The sequence below is a fragment of the Enterobacter sp. BNK-13 genome (assembly GCF_048685015.1).
Lineage (GTDB): Bacteria > Pseudomonadota > Gammaproteobacteria > Enterobacterales > Enterobacteriaceae > Enterobacter > Enterobacter quasiroggenkampii.
In genome coordinates this window covers 3,517,546-3,531,591 of the sequence record NZ_JBLQTP010000001.1, presented here as the reverse complement: position 1 = coordinate 3,531,591, position 14,046 = coordinate 3,517,546, and the positions used below count along the sequence as shown (strand labels likewise).

Here is a 14,046-nt window from a genome sequence, read left to right as displayed (position 1 = left end):
TTCCACCGAAAATGTGACGCAAGTCATATAGCTCGCTTATTCATCTGGACAGACATTCCTTTTATTCCCCGATTCGCTTATTCTTGCTGAAGCGTTTCAGTCGATTAAATGTTCGACAATTGACCAATCAATCGCAGTTTGTGACAGCAAGGATTCCCCTTCGGGCGTAGCTGGATTACTCTTTCAGCCACCTCACACTCAGGGATTGCTTTGCAGGAGATCTATGACCGTACGCGTAGCGATTAATGGCTTCGGTCGCATCGGGCGTAATGTGGTTCGTGCTTTGTATGAATCCGGACGTCGGGCGGAAATAACCGTGGTGGCAATCAATGAACTGGCGGATGCTGCGGGCATGGCGCATTTATTGAAGTATGACACCAGCCACGGACGCTTTGCCTGGGACGTGCGCCAGGAAAGAGATCAGCTTTTTGTGGGTGATGACGCGATTCGTGTGCTGCATGAGAACAGCATCTCCGGGCTACCCTGGCGTGAACTGGGTGTGGATGTCGTACTTGACTGTACCGGTGTGTATGGCAATCGCGAACATGGCGAAGCGCATCTGACAGCCGGCGCGAAAAAAGTCCTGTTTTCTCATCCCGGCAGTAACGACCTCGACGCGACCGTCGTGTTTGGCGTCAACCAGCATGAGCTGCAGGCCGAACACCGCATTGTTTCCAACGCCTCCTGTACCACCAACTGCATTATTCCGGTCATCAAACTGTTAGACGATGCGTATGGCATTGAGTCCGGCACCGTGACCACGATTCACTCCGCCATGCACGATCAGCAGGTCATTGACGCTTACCACCCTGATTTACGGCGCACGCGTGCAGCGAGCCAGTCAATCATTCCGGTGGATACGAAACTGGCGGCAGGGATCACCCGAATTTTTCCGCAGTTCAATGACCGTTTTGAAGCGATTGCCGTGCGTGTCCCAACGATCAACGTCACCGCAATCGACCTTAGCGTAACGGTGAAAAAACCGGTAAAAGCCTGTGAAGTCAACCTGTTGCTGCAAAAAGCGGCACAGGGGGCATTTCATGGTATAGTTGACTATACGGAATTACCGTTGGTCTCAGTAGATTTTAACCACGACCCGCACAGCGCCATCGTCGATGGCACGCAAACGAGGGTCAGTGGCGCACACCTTATCAAGACGCTGGTCTGGTGTGATAACGAATGGGGCTTTGCTAACCGAATGCTCGACACCACGTTAGCAATGGCTGCTCAAGGTTTCAGGTAAGACGCATCGTGCGTCTGCAAAACTTTAAGAATCAACGAGAGGATTCACCATGTCTGTAATTAAGATGACCGATCTGGATCTGGCTGGTAAACGCGTTTTCATCCGTGCCGATCTGAACGTACCGGTTAAAGATGGCAAAGTGACCAGCGACGCGCGTATCCGTGCATCTCTGCCAACCATCGAGCTGGCTCTGAAGCAGGGCGCGAAAGTGATGGTCACCTCCCACCTGGGTCGTCCAACTGAAGGCGAGTACAACGAAGAGTTCTCTCTGCTGCCAGTGGTTAATTACCTGAAAGACAAACTGTCCAACCCGGTTCGCCTGGTGAAAGATTACCTGGATGGCGTTGACATAGCAGCCGGTGAACTGGTTGTTCTGGAAAACGTTCGCTTCAACAAAGGCGAGAAGAAAGACGACGAAACCCTTTCCAAAAAATACGCTGCACTGTGCGACGTGTTCGTGATGGATGCCTTCGGTACGGCGCACCGTGCTCAGGCGTCTACCCACGGTATCGGTAAATTCGCAGACGTTGCGTGTGCCGGTCCTCTGCTGGCTGACGAACTGGAAGCGCTGGGTAAAGCACTGAAAGAACCTGCTCGTCCAATGGTGGCTATCGTTGGTGGTTCTAAAGTTTCTACCAAACTGACCGTTCTGGATTCCCTGTCTAAAATCGCTGACCAGCTGATCGTTGGCGGTGGTATCGCGAACACCTTCGTTGCCGCTCAGGGCCACAACGTGGGTAAATCCCTGTACGAAGCAGACCTGGTTGACGAAGCCAAACGCCTGCTGGGTACCTGTGATATCCCGGTTCCAACTGACGTTCGCGTCGCGACCGAGTTCTCCGAAACCGCAACCGCGACTCTGAAGTCTGTAAACGACATCAAAGACGAAGAGCAGATTCTGGATCTGGGCGACGTTTCTGCACAGAAACTGGCTGAAATCCTCAAAAACGCAAAAACTATCCTGTGGAACGGTCCGGTTGGCGTGTTCGAATTCCCGAACTTCCGCAAAGGGACTGAAATCGTTGCTAACGCTATCGCAGACAGCGAAGCGTTCTCTATCGCAGGCGGTGGTGACACCCTGGCAGCAATCGACCTGTTCGGTATCGCTGACAAGATCTCCTACATCTCCACTGGTGGCGGCGCATTCCTCGAATTCGTGGAAGGCAAAGTACTGCCAGCAGTAGCAATGCTCGAAGAGCGCGCTAAGAAGTAAGCCATTCAAGGGCAGGGAAACCTGCCCAATTTTCAGCGCGCTTTTAAGAGCTCGCACCTTTTCTAACGGCCGAAGATACAGGACTAAGCAACATGTCTAAAATTTTTGATTTCGTAAAACCTGGCGTTATCACTGGTGATGACGTACAGAAAGTGTTCCAGGTAGCTAAAGAAAACAACTTCGCTCTGCCAGCAGTTAACTGCGTGGGTACCGACTCCATCAACGCCGTACTGGAAACCGCTGCAAAAGTTAAAGCACCGGTTATCGTTCAGTTCTCTAACGGCGGCGCTGCGTTCATCGCAGGTAAAGGCGTGAAAACTGACATTCCTCAGGGTGCTGCAATCCTGGGCGCTATCTCTGGTGCGCACCACGTTCACCAGATGGCTGAGCACTACGGTGTTCCAGTTATCCTGCACACTGACCACTGCGCGAAGAAACTGCTGCCGTGGATCGACGGTCTGCTGGACGCGGGTGAAAAACACTTCGCGGCAACCGGTAAGCCACTGTTCTCTTCTCACATGATCGACCTGTCTGAAGAGTCACTGCACGAAAACATCGAAATCTGCTCTAAGTACCTGGCGCGCATGGCCAAAATGGACATGACCCTGGAAATCGAACTGGGTTGCACCGGCGGTGAAGAAGACGGCGTGGACAACAGCCACATGGACGCTTCTGCACTGTACACCCAGCCAGAAGACGTTGATTACGCTTACACCGAGCTGAGCAAAATCAGCCCACGCTTCACCATCGCAGCGTCCTTCGGTAACGTACACGGCGTTTACAAACCAGGCAACGTGGTTCTGACCCCAACCATCCTGCGTGATTCTCAGGAATACGTTTCCAAGAAACACAACCTGCCGCACAACAGCCTGAACTTCGTCTTCCACGGCGGTTCCGGTTCTTCTGCTCAGGAAATCAAAGACTCCGTAAGCTACGGCGTTGTGAAAATGAACATCGATACCGACACCCAGTGGGCAACCTGGGACGGTATCCTGCAGTACTACAAAGCGAACGAAGCTTACCTGCAGGGCCAGCTGGGCAACCCGAAAGGCGAAGACCAGCCGAACAAGAAATACTACGATCCACGCGTATGGCTGCGCGCAGCGCAGACGTCCATGGTGACCCGTCTGGAGCAGGCTTTCAAAGAACTGAACGCGATCGACGTTCTGTAATTTGAGCTGCTAACAGCATCAGAAGGCCCGCAAATACGGGCCTTTTTTTATGCTTTTTCAATACCCTGCCAGACCTGCTTTTGTGATCTGTTTGGCAAAACCAGTGCTTTTTGTTTACCCTTTACAGACCTGCCTGTCTCCATGGGGGATGGATTTTGTGTTTTGGTTTAACAAAAGGAAGAATAAATGGAACAACTCGATGTTGTAGACAGCATCAATAACGCCGGTAACTGGCTGGTGCGCAACCAGGCCCTGCTGCTGAGCTATGCCGTGAACATCGTCGCGGCGATTGCCATCATCATCGTCGGGATGATCGTGGCGCGTATTGTCTCGAATACGGTTAACCGCGTGATGCTGGCCCGTCACATTGACGCCACGGTGGCTGACTTCCTCTCCGCACTGGTGCGTTACGGCATTATCGCCTTTACGCTGATTGCGGCGCTGGGCCGTGTTGGAGTGCAAACCGCCTCCGTCATCGCCGTTCTCGGTGCCGCCGGTCTGGCTATTGGTCTGGCGCTGCAGGGCTCGCTTTCAAACCTGGCGGCAGGCGTTCTGCTGGTGACCTTCCGTCCGTTCCGCTCCGGTGAGTACGTTGACCTTGGCGGCATTGCCGGAACCGTGCTGCAGGTACAAATTTTCTCAACGACCATGCGCACCGTCGATGGCCGCATCGTGGTCGTGCCGAACGGGAAAATTATCGCGGGCAACATCATCAACTTCTCCCGTGAGCCGGTGCGTCGTAACGAACTGATTATCAGCGTGGCATACGACTCCGACATCGATCAGGTGAAGTCGCTGATTACCAACATCATTGCTTCTGACGATCGCATTCTGAAAGACAAAGAACAGACGGTTCGCCTGAATGAACTCGGCGCTTCCTCCATTAACTTTGTGGTGCGTATCTGGAGCAAAAGCAGCGATCTGCAAAACGTGTACTGGGACGTGCTGGAACGCATTAAGCGCGACTTCGACGCCAACGGCATCAGCTTCCCGTATCCGCAGATGGACGTAAACGTCAAAAAAGTCAAAGAAGCAGAATAACGTCACCCGTAGGCCCGGTAAGCGCTAGCGCCACCGGGCTTTACTTTCATAAGCTCCGCTAATACCCAATTAATATTATCCATTTCCTCTTATGTAATTCGCGCAGTATAGTCGGCTTCCAGAACAACACTGCGAGAAAATCGTCATGCTATCTTATTATTTTCAAGGGCTTGCCTTAGGTGCGGCCATGATCCTTCCGCTCGGCCCGCAAAATGCGTTCGTGATGAATCAGGGCATCCGCCGCCAGTACCATCTGATGATTGCCCTGCTGTGCGCGGTAAGCGATTTACTGCTGATCTGTGCCGGGATTTTTGGCGGCAGCGCGCTGCTGATGCAGTCTCCGTGGCTGCTGGCGCTGGTCACCTGGGGCGGCGTGGCGTTTCTGCTCTGGTACGGATTCGGCGCGCTGAAAACGGCGATGAGCAGCAACCTCGAGCTGGCGAGCGCGGAGGTCATGAAGCAGGGCCGCTGGAAGATTATCGTCACCATGCTGGCAGTGACCTGGCTAAACCCTCATGTCTATCTCGACACCTTCGTCGTGCTGGGCAGCCTGGGCGGTCAACTGGACGTTGAACCGAAACGCTGGTTTGCGCTCGGTACGGTCAGCGCCTCGTTCCTCTGGTTCTTCGGGCTCGCCATTCTGGCGGCATGGCTGGCTCCTCGTCTGCGTACGGCCAAAGCCCAGCGCATCATTAATACCCTGGTTGGCCTGGTGATGTGGTTTATCGCTTTCCAGCTGGCGAAAGAGGGGATTCATCATGTCCAGGAATTGTTCAACTAATCCTTGTCTTATGGACAACTGAACAAGACCCGCTAAGCTTGCTGGCATGCGCCCTGTTAATGGGCACTCTTCGCAACATGGAGGAATGACAGTGAAGTTTAAAGTGATGGCCCTGGCGGCATTAGTAAGTTTCGGTGCGGTGTCGGTGCAGGCAAGCGAATTGCCGGATGGCCCGCACATCGTCACGTCAGGCACCGCAAGCGTGGACGCGGTACCCGATGTTGCAACCCTGGCAATTGAGGTGAATGTGGCGGCGAAAGATGCGGCGACGGCCAAGAAGCAGGCTGACGATCGCGTTGCGCAATACCTCTCTTTCCTCGAGCAGAACGGTGTCGGTAAAAAAGATATCAACTCTGCGAACCTGCGTACTCAACCCGATTACGACTACCAGAATGGCAAAAGCATCCTGAAAGGCTACCGTGCCGTGCGTACCGTTGAAGTGACCGTGCGTCAGTTGGATAAGCTTAACTCGCTGCTGGACGGTGCGCTGAAGGCGGGCCTGAACGAGATCCGTTCCGTGTCGCTGGGCGTTGCGCAACCGGAGAAATACAAAGACGAAGCGCGTAAAGCGGCGATTGATGATGCCATTCACCAGGCGGAACAGCTGGCTTCTGGCTTTAAGAGCAAGCTCGGTCCGGTTTACAGCGTGCGTTACCACGTCTCTAACTACCAGCCAAGCCCGATGGTTCGTATGATGAAGGCTGATGCAGCCCCGGTATCCGCTCAGGAAACTTACGAGCAGCCAACCATTCAGTTCGACGATCAGGTGGATGTGGTCTTCCAGCTGGAACCCGTTGCAGCACAGCCGAAACCGGCTCAGTAATCTGTAGGCCGGGTAAGGCGTAGCCGCCACCCGGCTTTTCTTTTTAATCCTGTCTCAATACTTTATGCCCGTACGCCAGCAGCGCGTCGGTGACGTTGCGCATCATCCGGCTTTCCGGCGCAAAACGGTGCCAGTAGAGCATCCGGCGCTGATACAGCCCCGGCGTCAGGTCAATCAGCTCACCGCTTTTTAACTCTTTCTCAATCTGCAGGTGCGGGATCATGCAGCAGGTCGTGCCCTGGCGCGCAAGCTGCACGAAGGCTTCAGACGAGTTAACGATATGGCACGGCACGCTGCCCGGCGGCAGGTCGAAGTTTTGCTGCAGGAACGCCTGATGCATATCGTCCAGATGGTCGAACGCCACGGCAGGGGCTTTCAGCAGCGCTGCGCGGGTGACGCCGTTCGGGAAGTAGCGCTCGGCAAAGGCTTTTGAACCCACAAACAGGTAATCCAGGGCGCCTAACTGATCGACAAGACAGCTTGGCAGCGCCTGAGGCTGGATACTGACCGCCCCAACTACCTCACCGCGACGCAGGCGCTCCTGAGTGCGGGTTTCGTCTTCAACCTGCAAATTCAGACGGATAGGGGAGTCCGCGAGGACCGGCGCAAGGGCCGGCAGCAGCCAGGTTGCCAGACTGTCGGCGTTGACCGCCAGAGAGAGCAGCAGCGGCGTAGAACCCGTTTGCTCGTCACCCAGCCACTCGTCTTCCAGCAGTTCAACCTGGCGCAGCAGGGCGAGGAGCTTTTGTCCTTGCTCGGTTGGACGTGGCGGTACGGTACGTACCAGCAGCGGTTGGCCGAACATATTTTCAAGCTGTTTGATACGCTGAGAGACGGCGGACTGCGTGATGCAAAGCTTTTGCGCCGCGCGCTCAAAACCTCGTTCACGAATAACTGCATCAAGTGCCTGTAGTGTTCTGTAGTCCGGACGTTTCATTGCTCTGGCTGGCTCCTTAATTTTGCTTATTCTGCACTATGACACAATTTTCCCTTTGTGGCAGACGAATTCCATTCGACGTGTTCTATAATGCGCCCTGAGTTTTCACACCACAGGCAAAACGATCATGACGCAGGATGAACTGAAAAAAGCAGTAGGATGGGCCGCTCTCCAGTACGTACAGCCGGGTACCATTGTCGGTGTCGGTACGGGATCAACCGCGGCACACTTTATCGATGCGCTGGGCACGATGAAGGGGCAGATCGAGGGCGCGGTTTCCAGCTCTGATGCTTCCACGGAAAAGCTGAAAAGCCTCGGCATTACCGTTTTCGATCTCAACGAAGTGGATCGTCTGGGGATTTACGTTGATGGTGCGGATGAAATCAACAGCCACATGCAGATGATCAAAGGCGGCGGCGCGGCGCTGACGCGTGAAAAAATCATCGCCTCCGTTGCGGACAAGTTTATCTGCATCGCGGACGCCTCCAAGCAGGTGGACATTCTGGGGAATTTCCCGCTGCCGGTTGAAGTGATCCCGATGGCCCGCAGCGCGGTTGCCCGTCAGCTGGTGAAGCTGGGTGGTCGCCCGGAATACCGTCAGGGCGTAGTGACCGACAACGGTAACGTGATCCTCGACGTTCACGGTCTGGAAATTCTCGACGCGATTGCGCTGGAAAATGCCATCAACGCCATTCCTGGCGTCGTGACCGTAGGGCTATTCGCCAACCGTGGCGCGGATGTGGCGCTGATCGGCACCGCTGACGGCGTGAAAACCATCGTAAAATGATCTGACGGGGGGAGTCCTCCCCCCGCTAAAAAATTTTTGATACGCTAAATTCGGTGACTTGTGTCACGTTTTTATGCCTCTTTTGCCGATCCTTCCGCATTTGTAAATTTCCATAGCATTTTCCTCTGCCATTTTGCGCTGTATGACTTTCCTTCAGCGTGCCGACGCAAACGTTCATATTGCTGCAATAGTTTTTTTTGATATGTTGGCTACAGCGGATTTATATCCAGCACAACATCAGTTCAGACAAAAACAGGGTCGGGTAAATGGCAAAGGTATCACTGGAGAAAGACAAGATTAAATTCCTGCTGGTCGAGGGCGTGCATCAAAAAGCAATCGATAGCCTTCGTGCGGCAGGTTACACCAACATCGAATTTCACAAAGGCGCGCTCGATACCGAAGAGCTGAAAGCGTCCATCCGTGATGCCCACTTCATTGGCCTGCGATCCCGTACTCACCTGACTGAAGATGTGATTGCCGCGGCGGAAAAGCTGGTGGCTATCGGCTGCTTCTGCATCGGTACCAACCAGGTTGACCTGAATGCTGCCGCGAAACGCGGTATTCCTGTCTTCAACGCCCCGTTCTCCAACACCCGTTCCGTGGCGGAGCTGGTGATTGGCGAACTGCTGCTGCTTCTGCGCGGCATTCCGGAGGCTAACGCCAAAGCACACCGCGGCGTCTGGAACAAACTGGCTGCGGGCTCCTACGAAGCCCGTGGGAAAAAACTGGGTATCATCGGCTATGGCCACATCGGTACCCAGCTGGGGATTCTGGCGGAATCTCTCGGTATGCATGTCTATTTTTACGATATCGAAAGCAAGCTGCCGCTGGGCAATGCCACCCAGGTTCAACACCTGTCTGACCTGCTGAACATGAGTGACGTGGTGAGCCTGCACGTGCCGGAAAATGCGTCCACTAAAAACATGATGGGTGCAGAAGAGCTGGCGCTGATGAAGCCGGGCTCACTGCTGATTAACGCCGCGCGTGGCACGGTTGTCGATATCCCTGCGCTGTGCGATGCGCTGAAGCGTAAGCACCTGGCGGGCGCCGCCATCGACGTTTTCCCGACGGAGCCTGCGACCAACAGCGATCCGTTTACCTCTCCGCTGTGCGAGTTCGACAACGTGATCCTGACGCCACACATCGGCGGTTCAACCCAGGAAGCGCAGGAGAATATCGGTCTGGAAGTGGCGGGTAAGCTGAGTAAATACTCCGACAACGGTTCTACGCTTTCTGCGGTGAACTTCCCGGAAGTGTCGCTGCCGCTGCACGGTGGCCGTCGTCTGCTGCACATCCACGAAAACCGTCCAGGCGTGCTGACCGCGATTAACCAGATCTTTGCCGAGCAGGGCGTTAACATTGCCGCGCAGTATCTGCAGACCAACTCGCAGATGGGCTATGTGGTTATTGATATCGAAGCGGATGACGATGTGGCCGAGAAAGCGCTGCTGAGCATGAAGGCCATTCCGGGGACGATTCGCGCGCGTCTGCTGTACTGATGGTGCGAGGTAAATGCAAAACGGTAACGACAGTTACCGTTTTTTATGTTTTCACCCTCTCCCTGTGGGAGAGGGTTGGGGTGAGGGCATCAGGCTGCACGCCTGTTTCACCACTCCCATAGCTTCGATGGCGTCACCACCGCCGGTAACGGCACATCCCATTTTTCTACCGGCAACGCCTCCACGCGCTGGCAATCATGCGCGTAGCCCACCGGCTGCAACCCATACTGCTGCCAGTTTTGCAGCGTCCGGTCGTAAAAACCACCGCCCATTCCCAGGCGCTGTCCCTGCTCATCAAACGCGACCAACGGCGTAGTCAGTACATCCAGCTGTGACAGCGGGAGCACGTCGCGCACGTCGAGTTTCGGTTCGGTGATTTTCAGACGATTCACTACCAGCTCGCTGTGCGGGTGATAGTGCAAAAACAGCAGATTGCCTTCACTGAACGGGTGCAGCACCGGCAGGTATACCTTCTTCCCGGCGCGCCAGAGTTGCTCTATCAGCGGTTGGGTGTCCAGCTCGCCGTCAAACGACAGAAAGAGGGCAACCGTGCGCGCCATCACGACAGGGGGATACGCCATCATACGGGCGGCGGCCTGCTGGGCAAAATGCGCTTGCTGAACGGGGGTTAACGCACGACGGCGTTGACGAATGAGCTGACGAATGTCCTGGCGTGAAGCCGAAACTTCAGGGAATTGAGTCATGGTAGTCGGTAGAAGAAAAGAGAGGGAATCTCCGAGATGCCGCCGCAGGCTGTAACCCTTGAACCCTTGGTTCAAGGTGAATGTGTCGTCATAGTTTTAAGGCTTCTCGGACGGACCGAGCATGCTCACCAACCATGGAGCGCCACATTCTTGTGGTATGAAATATCGGCTCAGGGGACTGGCCCGCTTGCGAACATCTCAGAGAAATTTTGTCTTCACAGTTACTCTACCATAGTCAACTGAGAAGTGTTATTCAAACTTGGGTCCCGGTCTTTCGGGATTGCGACCTTGATCAAGCAATGCCTGTTCTATGGTCTGCTGGAGCATTTTAATGCGCTGCTCCATGCTTGCCGCGTAGTCGCGGGTCTTCGCTTTTTCCTGAGTCAGTTCATAGCTGATGTTCAACGCGGCGATGAAAACCAGCTGCTCAGTATTTGTGACTCTAGTGCGTTCTTTTAGATCTTGCAACCGCTGATTCAAATCGTCCGCAGCCTGATTCAAAGCATCCCTTTGTTCAGGCGGACAATTCACTCGCAGTGAACGGCCAAAAATCTGGAGATCGACGGGTTGTGCAGACATGCCACCTTCCTGCTGATTGACTGCGCTGCCTTCGCCTGATGCCCCGGGGGCTGCGAAGGGGCGACACTATAGCTACCCTGATGTGAAGATACAAGCCCTTTTCTGGTATCACCAGGGTCCAAAGTGGTAGCATATCATGAAACTTCCCCCCAATGATGACGAATGCGCATGTCTATACAGAACGAAATGCCTGGTTACAAGGATTTAAACCAGTTACTGAACCAGCAGGGAGTCGGTTTAACCCCTGCCGAAATGCACGGTCTGATCAGTGGCATGCTGTGCGGCGGAAACAGCGACAGCTCATGGCAGCCGCTGATCCACGACCTCACGAATGAAGGGCTGGCGTTTGGTCACGAGCTGGCGGAAGCGCTGCGTAAAATGCATGCCGCCATCAGTGATTCGCTGGAAGACGATGGCTTCCTTTTTCAGCTTTATCTGCCTGAAGGCGACGACGTCAGCGTGTTCGATCGCGCCGATGCGCTGGCGGGGTGGGTAAATCACTATCTGCTGGGTCTGGGCGTCACGCAGCCTAAACTGGATAAAGTCACCGGCGAAGCGGGTGAAGCGATCGACGATCTGCGCAACATCGCCCAGCTTGGCTACGATGAAGACGAAGACCAGGAAGAGCTGGAAATGTCTCTCGAAGAGATCATCGAGTACGTGCGCGTGGCGGCACTGCTGTGCCACGACAACTTTACGCGCTCACAGCCGACTGCGCCGGAAGTCCGCAAGCCAACCTTACATTAAGAAAAATAACGCACAGGAGGGTGTCATGGTTATCTCGAGTCAAGAGTATTCGCGCCGCCGTCAGGCGCTGCTGGCAAAAATGCAGCCGGGCAGCGCCGCGCTGATTTTTGCCGCGCCCGAAGTGACGCGCAGCGCCGACAGCGAATATCCCTATCGCCAGAGCAGCGACTTCTGGTACTTCACCGGTTTTAACGAGCCGGAAGCGGTACTGGTGTTGATTAAGAGTGATGACACCCACAACCACAGCGTGATTTTCAACCGCGTGCGCGATCTGACGGCCGAAATCTGGTTTGGTCGCCGCTTAGGGCAAGAGGCCGCACCGGAAAAGCTGGGCGTTGACCGTGCGCTGGCGTTTAGCGAAATCAACCAGCAGCTCTACCAACTGCTTAACGGCCTCGACGTGCTCTATCACGCGCAGGGCGAATATGCTTACGCCGATGAGATTGTTTTCACCGCGCTGGATAAGCTGCGCAAAGGCTCGCGGCAGAACCTGTCCGCACCGGCCACGCTGACGGACTGGCGTCCGGTGGTGCATGAGATGCGCCTGTTCAAGTCTGAAGAAGAGCTTAACGTGATGCGCCGCGCGGGCGAAATCAGCGCGCTGGCGCACACCCGTGCGATGGAGAAATGCCGTCCCGGGATGTTCGAATACCAGCTGGAAGGCGAAATTCACCACGAATTTAACCGCCACGGCGCGCGCTATCCCTCCTACAACACCATTGTCGGCGGCGGGGAAAACGGCTGCATTCTGCACTACACCGAAAACGAAAGCGCGCTGCGCGACGGCGATCTGGTGCTGATTGACGCCGGTTGCGAATATCAGGGCTATGCGGGGGACATCACCCGGACCTTCCCGGTGAACGGTAAATTCTCGCCGGCACAGCGCGCGATTTACGATATTGTTCTCGAATCCCTTGAGACGGCGCTCAGGCTGTATCGTCCAGGTACCTCCATCCAGGAAGTGACCGGCGAAGTGGTGCGCATCATGATTACCGGTCTGGTCAGGCTCGGTATTCTGAAAGGGGACGTAGATACCCTTATTGCTGAAAATGCGCATCGACCGTACTTTATGCACGGCCTGAGCCACTGGCTGGGGCTGGACGTGCATGACGTTGGCGCCTACGGCACCGACCGTTCCCGCGTGCTGGAGCCGGGCATGGTGTTAACCGTGGAGCCGGGTCTCTATATCGCGCCGGATGCCGACGTGCCTGAAGCGTACCGCGGGATTGGTATTCGTATTGAAGATGACATCGTGATTACCGAGACCGGTAACGAAAACCTGACCGCCAGCGTCGTGAAAAACGCTGACGATATCGAGGCGCTGATGGCAGCGGCGCGCGCATGAGCGTGATTATCGTTGGCGGCGGCATGACCGGGGCCACGCTGGCGCTGGCCATTTCGCATTTGACGCAGGGGCAGCTTCCGGTGCACCTGGTGGAAGCCGTTGCGCCAGAGGCGTCCAACCACCCCGGGTTTGATGCCCGCGCCATCGCGATGGCGCAGGGCACCTGCCAGCAGCTTTCGCGCATTGGTATCTGGCAGGCAATTGCCGACCGTGCTACGGCGATCGGGACCGTACACGTCAGCGATCGCGGCCATGCAGGTTTTGTCACGCTGGACGCGCAGGATTACCGGATTGATGCCCTGGGTCAGGTTGTTGAGCTACACGACGTCGGATTGCGTCTGTTCCGCCTGCTCCAGGACGCGCCGGGCGTCACGCTGCATTGCCCCGCGCGCGTGGCCAGCGTGAGCCGAAGTGAAGCGTCGGTCAGCGTGACGCTGGAAAGCGGCACCGTCCTTGAAGGCCAGCTTCTGGTCGCTGCGGACGGTTCGCGCTCCTCGCTCGGCACCCAGTGCGGCGTGGAGTGGCGCCAGCAGCCTTACGGCCAGGTGGCGGTCATTGCGAACGTCGCTACCGCAGCTGACCACAACGGCAGGGCGTTTGAGCGCTTTACGCAGCATGGCCCGCTGGCGATGCTGCCGATGTCGGACGGGCGCTGTTCCCTGGTCTGGTGCCATCCGCAGGATAAGGCTGAAGAGGTGAAGGCCTGGTCCGACGAACGTTTTTGCACCGAGCTGCAGAAAGCCTTTGGCTGGCGGCTGGGGCGTATTACCCATGCCGGCAAGCGGACGGTCTATCCGCTTTCGCTGACTACGGCATCTCAGTCCATCTCCCATCGTCTGGCGCTTGTCGGTAACGCCGCGCAGACGCTGCATCCCATCGCGGGGCAAGGCTTTAACCTTGGCTTACGCGACGTCATGAGCCTGGCCGAATCACTGGCGCAGGCGTGGGGCGAGCAAAAAGACTGCGGGGCTTATTCGGTGCTGAGTCATTACCAGAAGCGCCGTCAGGCGGATAAAGAGGCTACCATCGGTGTGACCGATGGCCTGGTCCATCTTTTTGCCAATCGCTGGGCACCGCTGGTTGCGGGTCGCAATCTCGGGCTGATGGCGATGGAACTATTCATTCCGGCACGTGACGTGCTGGCGCAGCGGACCCTGGGTTGGGTCGCGCGTTAA

14 protein-coding genes and 1 other RNA gene are annotated in these 14,046 nt (G+C 55.7%); 11 read left to right on the top strand and 4 right to left on the bottom strand.

The window, feature by feature from the left end; all coding sequences use genetic code 11:
* The first annotated feature begins 223 nt into the window (after positions 1-223).
* From epd to ACMGGQ_RS16960, 6 genes are all read left to right on the top strand, one after another.
* Complete coding sequence (epd, locus tag ACMGGQ_RS16985) at positions 224-1,243, top strand: erythrose-4-phosphate dehydrogenase (RefSeq protein ID WP_045909922.1); 1,020 nt, start codon at positions 224-226, stop codon at positions 1,241-1,243.
* 49 nt (positions 1,244-1,292) lie between these two features.
* Entirely contained in the window at positions 1,293-2,456 is a 1,164-nt protein-coding gene (gene pgk, locus ACMGGQ_RS16980) for a phosphoglycerate kinase (protein ID WP_420290312.1), read from the top strand.
* Positions 2,457-2,548: 92 nt separating this feature from the next.
* Positions 2,549-3,628, top strand: coding sequence for a class II fructose-bisphosphate aldolase (gene fbaA / locus ACMGGQ_RS16975; protein ID WP_008499731.1), 1,080 nt, complete (start codon positions 2,549-2,551; stop codon positions 3,626-3,628).
* A gap of 186 nt (positions 3,629-3,814) precedes the next feature.
* Positions 3,815-4,669: a small-conductance mechanosensitive channel MscS gene (locus ACMGGQ_RS16970; RefSeq protein WP_039265487.1), complete on the top strand. Its 855-nt coding sequence runs from the start codon at positions 3,815-3,817 to the stop codon at positions 4,667-4,669.
* Between the two features lie 145 nt (positions 4,670-4,814).
* Positions 4,815-5,450 (top strand): arginine exporter ArgO, encoded by a 636-nt coding sequence (gene argO, locus ACMGGQ_RS16965; protein WP_021242063.1) that lies wholly within the window; start codon positions 4,815-4,817, stop codon positions 5,448-5,450.
* A gap of 91 nt (positions 5,451-5,541) precedes the next feature.
* Entirely contained in the window at positions 5,542-6,273 is a 732-nt protein-coding gene (locus tag ACMGGQ_RS16960; protein WP_008499728.1) for an oxidative stress defense protein, read from the top strand.
* A 43-nt stretch (positions 6,274-6,316) separates the two neighbouring features.
* Here the strand turns inward: ACMGGQ_RS16960 and argP are convergent, their stop codons facing one another.
* Complete coding sequence (gene argP, locus ACMGGQ_RS16955; RefSeq protein WP_008499727.1) at positions 6,317-7,210, bottom strand: DNA-binding transcriptional regulator ArgP; 894 nt, start codon at positions 7,208-7,210, stop codon at positions 6,317-6,319.
* A 127-nt stretch (positions 7,211-7,337) separates the two neighbouring features.
* Between argP and rpiA the strand changes: the two genes are divergently transcribed.
* A complete protein-coding gene (gene rpiA, locus ACMGGQ_RS16950; RefSeq protein ID WP_420290311.1) occupies positions 7,338-7,997 on the top strand; it encodes a ribose-5-phosphate isomerase RpiA in 660 nt (219 codons plus the stop codon).
* Positions 7,998-8,263: 266 nt separating this feature from the next.
* Positions 8,264-9,496 carry a phosphoglycerate dehydrogenase gene (gene serA, locus ACMGGQ_RS16945; RefSeq protein WP_021242062.1) on the top strand — a complete coding sequence of 411 codons (1,233 nt, stop codon included), beginning with the start codon at positions 8,264-8,266 and terminating at the stop codon, positions 9,494-9,496.
* Between the two features lie 107 nt (positions 9,497-9,603).
* Here serA and ACMGGQ_RS16940 read toward each other — a convergent pair whose 3' ends face one another.
* From ACMGGQ_RS16940 to zapA, 3 genes are all read right to left on the bottom strand, one after another.
* Complete coding sequence (locus ACMGGQ_RS16940; RefSeq protein ID WP_420290310.1) at positions 9,604-10,200, bottom strand: 5-formyltetrahydrofolate cyclo-ligase; 597 nt, start codon at positions 10,198-10,200, stop codon at positions 9,604-9,606.
* Positions 10,201-10,224: 24 nt separating this feature from the next.
* Positions 10,225-10,408: non-coding RNA, 6S RNA (gene ssrS, locus ACMGGQ_RS16935), on the bottom strand.
* 41 nt (positions 10,409-10,449) lie between these two features.
* A complete protein-coding gene (zapA, locus tag ACMGGQ_RS16930) occupies positions 10,450-10,779 on the bottom strand; it encodes a cell division protein ZapA (RefSeq protein ID WP_006811891.1) in 330 nt (109 codons plus the stop codon).
* 168 nt (positions 10,780-10,947) lie between these two features.
* Between zapA and ACMGGQ_RS16925 the strand changes: the two genes are divergently transcribed.
* Genes ACMGGQ_RS16925 through ubiH form a run of 3 tightly spaced genes read left to right on the top strand, consistent with a single transcriptional unit; the run spans position 10,948 to position 14,046 of the window.
* The gene (locus tag ACMGGQ_RS16925) at positions 10,948-11,526 is read left to right on the top strand and encodes a YecA family protein (RefSeq protein WP_024906571.1); all 579 of its coding nucleotides are present in this window, start codon (positions 10,948-10,950) and stop codon (positions 11,524-11,526) included.
* Between the two features lie 31 nt (positions 11,527-11,557).
* Positions 11,558-12,871 (top strand): Xaa-Pro aminopeptidase, encoded by a 1,314-nt coding sequence (gene pepP / locus ACMGGQ_RS16920; RefSeq protein WP_086374948.1) that lies wholly within the window; start codon positions 11,558-11,560, stop codon positions 12,869-12,871.
* On the top strand, positions 12,868-14,046 hold the full coding sequence (gene ubiH / locus ACMGGQ_RS16915; protein WP_420290309.1) for a 2-octaprenyl-6-methoxyphenyl hydroxylase: 1,179 nt from the start codon (positions 12,868-12,870) through the stop codon (positions 14,044-14,046). Before pepP ends, ubiH begins: the two co-directional genes overlap by 4 nt.

Bases quoted from the DNA above. Each gene is read 5' to 3' on its own strand.
- serA (WP_021242062.1), top strand. From the start codon at position 8,264: ATGGCAAAGGTATCACTGGAGAAAGACAAGATTAAATTCCTGCTGGTC.
- rpiA (WP_420290311.1), top strand. From the start codon at position 7,338: ATGACGCAGGATGAACTGAAAAAAGCAGTAGGATGGGCCGCTCTCCAG.
- argP (WP_008499727.1), bottom strand. From the start codon at position 7,210: ATGAAACGTCCGGACTACAGAACACTACAGGCACTTGATGCAGTTATT.
- ACMGGQ_RS16925 (WP_024906571.1), top strand. From the start codon at position 10,948: ATGTCTATACAGAACGAAATGCCTGGTTACAAGGATTTAAACCAGTTA.
- epd (WP_045909922.1), top strand. From the start codon at position 224: ATGACCGTACGCGTAGCGATTAATGGCTTCGGTCGCATCGGGCGTAAT.
- zapA (WP_006811891.1), bottom strand. From the start codon at position 10,779: ATGTCTGCACAACCCGTCGATCTCCAGATTTTTGGCCGTTCACTGCGA.
- pgk (WP_420290312.1), top strand. From the start codon at position 1,293: ATGTCTGTAATTAAGATGACCGATCTGGATCTGGCTGGTAAACGCGTT.
- ACMGGQ_RS16940 (WP_420290310.1), bottom strand. From the start codon at position 10,200: ATGACTCAATTCCCTGAAGTTTCGGCTTCACGCCAGGACATTCGTCAG.
- ubiH (WP_420290309.1), top strand. From the start codon at position 12,868: ATGAGCGTGATTATCGTTGGCGGCGGCATGACCGGGGCCACGCTGGCG.
- fbaA (WP_008499731.1), top strand. From the start codon at position 2,549: ATGTCTAAAATTTTTGATTTCGTAAAACCTGGCGTTATCACTGGTGAT.
- ACMGGQ_RS16970 (WP_039265487.1), top strand. From the start codon at position 3,815: ATGGAACAACTCGATGTTGTAGACAGCATCAATAACGCCGGTAACTGG.
- argO (WP_021242063.1), top strand. From the start codon at position 4,815: ATGCTATCTTATTATTTTCAAGGGCTTGCCTTAGGTGCGGCCATGATC.